This window comes from Pseudoalteromonas sp. bablab_jr011 (assembly GCF_016464045.1).
Lineage (GTDB): Bacteria > Pseudomonadota > Gammaproteobacteria > Enterobacterales > Alteromonadaceae > Pseudoalteromonas > Pseudoalteromonas lipolytica.
Genome location: NZ_JACDWU010000341.1, coordinates 1 through 321 on the forward strand (window position 1 = coordinate 1; position 321 = coordinate 321).

At 49.5% G+C, this 321-nt stretch carries 1 pseudogene; it reads left to right on the forward strand.

The features are described 5' to 3' along the window. Positions 1-321, forward strand: a pseudogene (locus JIG41_RS22680) (signal recognition particle-docking protein FtsY); the annotation flags it as partial.

Below are 321 nucleotides of genomic sequence, written 5' to 3' on the forward strand. Positions count from 1 at the left end.
AAAAGCTGAAGCCGAACGTGTAGAACAAGCACGCATTGCAGCAGAGAAGGCACAAGCCGAACGTGTAGAACAAGAACGCATTGCAGCAGAAAAGGCTGAAGCTGAACGTGTAGAACAAGAACGCGTTGCAGCAGAAAAAGCTGAAGCCGAACGTGTAGAACAAGCACGCGTTGCAGCAGAAAAAGCTGAAGCCGAACGTGTAGAACAAGCACGCATTGCAGCAGAGAAGGCACAAGCCGAACGTGTAGAACAAGAACGCATTGCAGCAGAAAAGGCTGAAGCTGAACGTGTAGAACAAGAACGCGTTGCAGCAGAAAAAGC